This window comes from Microcystis sp. M53603_WE2, assembly GCF_030065435.1.
Genome location: NZ_JASJFF010000488.1, coordinates 1 through 5,536 on the forward strand (window position 1 = coordinate 1; position 5,536 = coordinate 5,536).

4 protein-coding genes are annotated in these 5,536 nt (G+C 44.6%); all 4 read right to left on the reverse strand.

The genetic code is table 11. The annotated features are described in order from the left end of the window. Nucleotides 1-96: 96 nt before the first annotated feature. A complete protein-coding gene (locus tag PX481_RS10150) occupies nt 97-1,392 on the reverse strand; it encodes a CO2 hydration protein (RefSeq protein WP_002761524.1) in 1,296 nt (431 codons plus the stop codon). Between the two features lie 274 nt (nt 1,393-1,666). Then, on the reverse strand, nt 1,667-3,217 hold the full coding sequence (locus PX481_RS10155; protein WP_288094531.1) for an NADH-quinone oxidoreductase subunit M: 1,551 nt from the start codon (nt 3,215-3,217) through the stop codon (nt 1,667-1,669). Nucleotides 3,218-3,295: 78 nt separating this feature from the next. After that, the gene (locus PX481_RS10160) at nt 3,296-4,021 is read right to left on the reverse strand and encodes a carbonic anhydrase (RefSeq protein ID WP_002761528.1); all 726 of its coding nucleotides are present in this window, start codon (nt 4,019-4,021) and stop codon (nt 3,296-3,298) included. 80 nt (nt 4,022-4,101) lie between these two features. Continuing rightward, the coding region (locus PX481_RS10165; RefSeq protein ID WP_288094530.1) for an NAD(P)H-quinone oxidoreductase subunit F at nt 4,102-5,536 on the reverse strand (1,435 nt) is incomplete at its 5' end.

Below are 5,536 nucleotides of genomic sequence, written 5' to 3' on the forward strand. Positions count from 1 at the left end.
GGAAAAGTGGTCATCTTTTTTGAGGTTGGGTGTCGGTCATCTCATTATATCAAAAAAGGTGGGCGCTAAACCCACCAGAAAAATAATCAAAAAACCTCAACGATAATTAGGACTTTGGATATCTCTAAGACGCGCTTCGGGGCGTTTAAATCTGTCCATTTGTGCCTCAAAGAATTGACGATTTTTAAGTAAATGTTTGGGATTAGGATCGTCGAGGGGATAAAGTAAAGCAGTGCGTAGAGCTTGAATAACTGCTGAAGTAACATTATACATCGAGCGCTGGAAACTAATACCCAATTGAATCAAAATATCATCTTCCCCCCGGCAGTTTTGCTGATAGTAATCAATTAGATATTGGGGTAAAAAATGATACATATCATCCATTAACAACGTGGGAGGAATTCCCGCAGTACCCACGGGGAAAACATCCGCATAAAGAATGCCATAGTGAAAGTCTTTTTGTTCGTCAGGAACCTGTTTTGCTTGGGCATTATAAGACTTTGTACCCCGGAAGGGAGCAGTACGATAAAAGACCGCTTCCACATAGGGTAAAGCCGCTTCATAAAGCCAAGTAAAAGCCTTTGATTTGGGGATAATTTCGTAGCATTGACCATCAATATAAACGTGATGATAAATCGGCCGGCCAGCGATGGCAAAAATACCATTAACGAGGAAATTCATAGCATCGGGAACACCTTTAAACCCGCCTTCATCGTAGATATCAGACATCTCGAAAAATACCGGGGCCATCACTTCCCAGAATAGTCCTAAATTGGAGTAATAGGACATCATCCGCACCTGTTCCAAAAACATATCGGGGAACAGGTCATAAAGTTTCATCATCACGGGGTTTTTCTTGAAATAGGCCTTAATAGCGCGGTCGGCATTTTGGCGATATTCTTCTGAATCAAGATAGGCATCAAATAAACCCCAACCCATATCGCGGCCATGCCATAACATGGCTTGCATACAAGCTTCGGCAAATTCCATATTAACGCGGTCATGCCAGAGGTGATGGATTAATCTGGGCATTTTTCGGGTTTTACCTTTATCCATGAATTCTAACAATTCAGGGTGAGCGGAACCCGTACCGCGCCAGATGCGTAAATCGGCATTATCGCCAGCGTAATGATTTTGTAGGTCTAGGTATTCTTGGGGTAGAAAATATTTAAAAAAGGGCAAAGGATCGAGGAAAACTCGTTCGGCAATATAGAGCAGATCTCGCCAATAAAAATCCATCGGCACGGCATAAGCTTTATAAATGCCGATAATTTGCATCAGGTTTTCGGGAGTATCCGGCAACATGGAACCACCCGCTTCTAAACGATGGATAATGTCGGCGAATTCGTGAGTAGAAGGGGGAATTTTGGCTTTGATTAATGTCCCAGTCATAGTTTTAGGTAAAGTAATTAGCAGCGGTTACAATAATTCGGAAACAGCAAGGGATAACTAACTAGGGTCTGCTGAAAAAGTTTTTCGTGGGGGCAGGGTGTGGGGTGTGGGGTGTGGGGTGTAGGGTTTTACCCATTTTCAGACGGTCAATTACCTAATTTTCAGGAAAAAAGTCCCGGAATTTTCGCCCCGATCACTCTCGGCTGGCACTTTTTGAGGTCAAAAAAGTCTAAAAGTCTTATCCAACAAGGTTTTTAGATTTATTAAGCCAACCCTAACTATTACTCAAAAATTTACCCCGATTCAACCAGTTGGTTTTTGAGGACTTTTGCGAAGATTTTTTGAGGACAAAACTAGGTTTTGCTTCCCCCGATAAGCTGGCAACCATCGAGTTAGTGGTGGGTTCAATCCAACGGACTAAATAATTGGGTTGAATACCTAAAAAGACGATTAATACCATTAGGACAAAAGCGGGTATAGTTTCCGATTTCAAGACTTTGGGATAGTAGGCAAGTTTATTATCCAATTTACCAAAACAGGTGCGATTAAGCAGGATAACAAAGTAAACCGCCGTTAAACCGGAAGCGATGATACAGAGAACCGTCTGCACGGGAAAACGGGAGAAACTACCCTGAAAAACGATAAATTCCGCCACAAATCCCACTAATCCGGGAATCCCGGCGCTGGCCATACCGGCGAGAATTAATAGGGCGCTAACCAAGGGTAAACCGCGAATTGGGTTCATTAAACCGTTTAAAACGTCTAAATCTCTAGTTCCGGCTTTGCGTTCGACGATGCCCACCAGATAGAATAAGAGGGCGAGAATAAGACCGTGGCTAATCATTTGCGCGACGGCACCAAGGACGCTTAAACCCGTGCCGGCGGCGGCTGCTACCAGTATATAGCCCATGTGACCGATCGAACTGTAGGCCACCATGCGTTTAATGTCTTTTTGGGCAATAGCGCTCAAAGCACCGTAAATAACGCTAATAACGCCGACAATTGCCAGTCCGGGGGCGATTAAAGACCAAGTTTCTGGGAATAATTGCAGACCAAAGCGAACTAAGCCATAAGTACCGAGTTTAGCGAGGATACCACCTAATAAAATTGCTGTAGCGGGGGAAGCTTCCGTGTAGGCATCCGGTAGCCAAGTATGGAGAGGTACGAGGGGAATTTTGATGCCAAATCCCACTAACAGCAGAGTTAAGAGTAGTAACTGGGTTTTTTGGGAGAAATCGGCGGTCGAGAGGGAGGAATAGTCAAAAGTACCACCGTTGAGGAAACCTATGCCTAAAAATGCCGCTAGGACTAATAACCCAGAGACAGCAGTGTAGAGAAGGAATTTAATCGAAGCATAGCCACGTTTTTCGCCTCCCCAGATAGCAATCATCAGATAAAAGGGGATTAATTCTAGTTCATAGAAAACGATGAACAGCAGCAGGTTTTTGGCCATTAATGCCCCAGAAACCCCGGCGTTAATCAGGAGGATTAGGATGTAATAAAGTCGGGGACGCTCTACTTTTTCTTCGGTACTATAGATAGCTATTCCTGTCAAGAAACAGTTTAAAATAATTAACAGTAAGGACAAACCATCGACTCCGAGGTTATAACTTAAACCGATTGGTTTTGCCCATTCGCGGTATTCAGAAAATTGAAAGCCATTACTGGTTAAGTTATATTGGGTCAGCAGATATAAAGACCAAAAGAGGACGGCGGCAACAAAAAAGAGGGTAATTTGACGTAATTTTGCTGGGGCAAATTTATCGGGGAAAAGACCGACGATAATTGCTCCAATTATTGGCAACCAAAGCAGGGTACTGAGCATATTGGTATCGATCAAATTTATAATGACTGGGATGAGAAAAGGATTAGCCAACCGACACGATGACTAATCTAGAATTGACTAAATTAAACTCACTTTGCCGGTATCGAGATCGTAGTAGGCTCCAACAATTTTTAATTGTTTTTTATCTACTAAATCACCCATGACCGGGGATTTGCCCAATTTCTCTACTTGATAGATAACATTGGATTTAATCGCTCGCTCAAGTTTGTTGGAACCGGGTTGTCTTTCGGCCCGATCAACTCCCACCTGTAGGCCATCGATTAAACGACCGATTTGTCCAGGGAAACGACCCCCTTCAATGGTGGCTTTTACCGCTCCACAACGAGAATGGCCAAGGACAACAATTACCTTGGCTCCTAACACCAACGTGCCGAATTCGAGGCTACCAATTTCTTCGGAAGTGGCTAAATTTCCCGCTACCCGACAAACAAATAGATCTCCTAATCCTTGATCAAAAACAATTTCTGCCGGCACGCGAGAATCGGCACAGCCCAAAATTGCCGCAAAAGGGGCTTGACTTTCGGCCACTTCTGTGAGTCGAGCTTGATCGCGGTTAGGACTTTTTTTTCTTCGTTCCCAGAAACGTTGATTGCCTTCCATGAGCATAGTTAAGGCCTGGTCTGGGTTCAATCCTTGATTTTGAGCCGTTAGCCATGGCTGGGAATTAACGGCGGTTTGGGCGTTACTTTTGGACAACTGAGAACCCACAACAGAGGCGGCTAGACTGGTTCCCAAAAAACCACCCCCATAACGGATTAATTGGCGACGAGAGGTATTGAACATAGGTAATTGTTTCCATTAATCAGGACAAATCCTATTGTCAGGGCCGGGGATGCTAAAGAAAAGCCTAAGTTATCAAATCTTTAACTGAAAACTAGAGAAATTTGTGCTAGTAGGGGCCAGCAGATGATAATACCGATCAAAGCGACCCCCAAAATAATCGACAGAAAGTAAAATTGGGTTTGGCCCGAGACGTTATATTTCAAACTCTGACCACCAAAAACCGTGGCTAATCCCACCAGGTTAACGATGCCATCCACCAGAAAGGTATCGATCCAGTTAATAATTTGCGAGATTAATCCGACGACAAAAACGATGGTAACTTTATACAATTGGGCTGTATAAAGGTCGTTGGCAAAGAAATCTTGAAGGGCTTTCGGTTGAAAAACGATCGGTTTGGAGATATTTTCATTCAGGTAAATATAGGCTGCCGGAATTACGCCAGCAGCACTGGAAAGTACCAAGAGAAAAGCCACTCCCAGATTTAAGTCACTTGGTAATAAATGCCATTGCGCCAATAAAATCGGCAGATGAAGGGCGAAACCCATGGTCACAGTCATGGGGATAACTAAGGGCCAAAGAGCTTCCGGAGAGCGCAGGGTCATTGGTTTGATTTTACCGCCAAAGAAAACGCAAAATTCTCTAGTGACACTAAAGGCAGTTAAAGCATTGACCAACAATAGCACTAATAACAGTAAACCACTGATTTCTGCGAGGCGATCGCCCATGCGGGCCAATGACCAAAAACCACCAAAGGGAGGCAGTGCGACTAAACTAGCGGCACCGACGAGATAACAAATACCGGAAACGGGACGACGGGACCATAAACCGCCGTATTGGCTTAAATCTTGGCTGATATTATTCCAAATGATGTTACCCACCACCATGACTAACAGGGACATAGCGATCGCATAAGTAAAGAGTAACACTAAAGCGGTTTCCGTTTGTCCGGTGGCCACAGCGATAAAAATCAGCCCCATGTAGGCGCTGACGGAATAGGAGAGGGAGCGCTTGACATCGATCTGGGCGATCGCAATTAACCCCGCACCGATGGCAGTAACAGAGCCAACAATGATCATTACTTGCAAGGTTAAGGGCGATAATTGTAGCACCGGCTCTAATTTCACCAATAACCAAGCGCCAGTGGAAACAACGACGGTATTCCGCAGAATTGTCGCTGGCATCGGTCCCTCCATGGCCTCATCTAGCCATAAATGCAGGGGAAATTGAGCGCATTTGCCCATCGGACCTGCAATCAGGGCTAAACAGAGTAAATTAGCCACATTGGGGTTTAAATCGGCTGTAGCCGCCCATTCTGCCAATTGGTCAAAGTTCCAGGTTCCCGCCAGGGGTAAAAGGGCCACCACTCCCATCAAGAGGATTAAATCGCCAATCCGTTTGGTTAGAAAAGCATCCCGCGCCCCCGTTACCACCAGAGATTGATTGAACCAGAAACCAATTAGCAGATAAGTGCCGAGGGTGAGAACTTCTAGCACACAATAGCTGAAAAATAGCGAA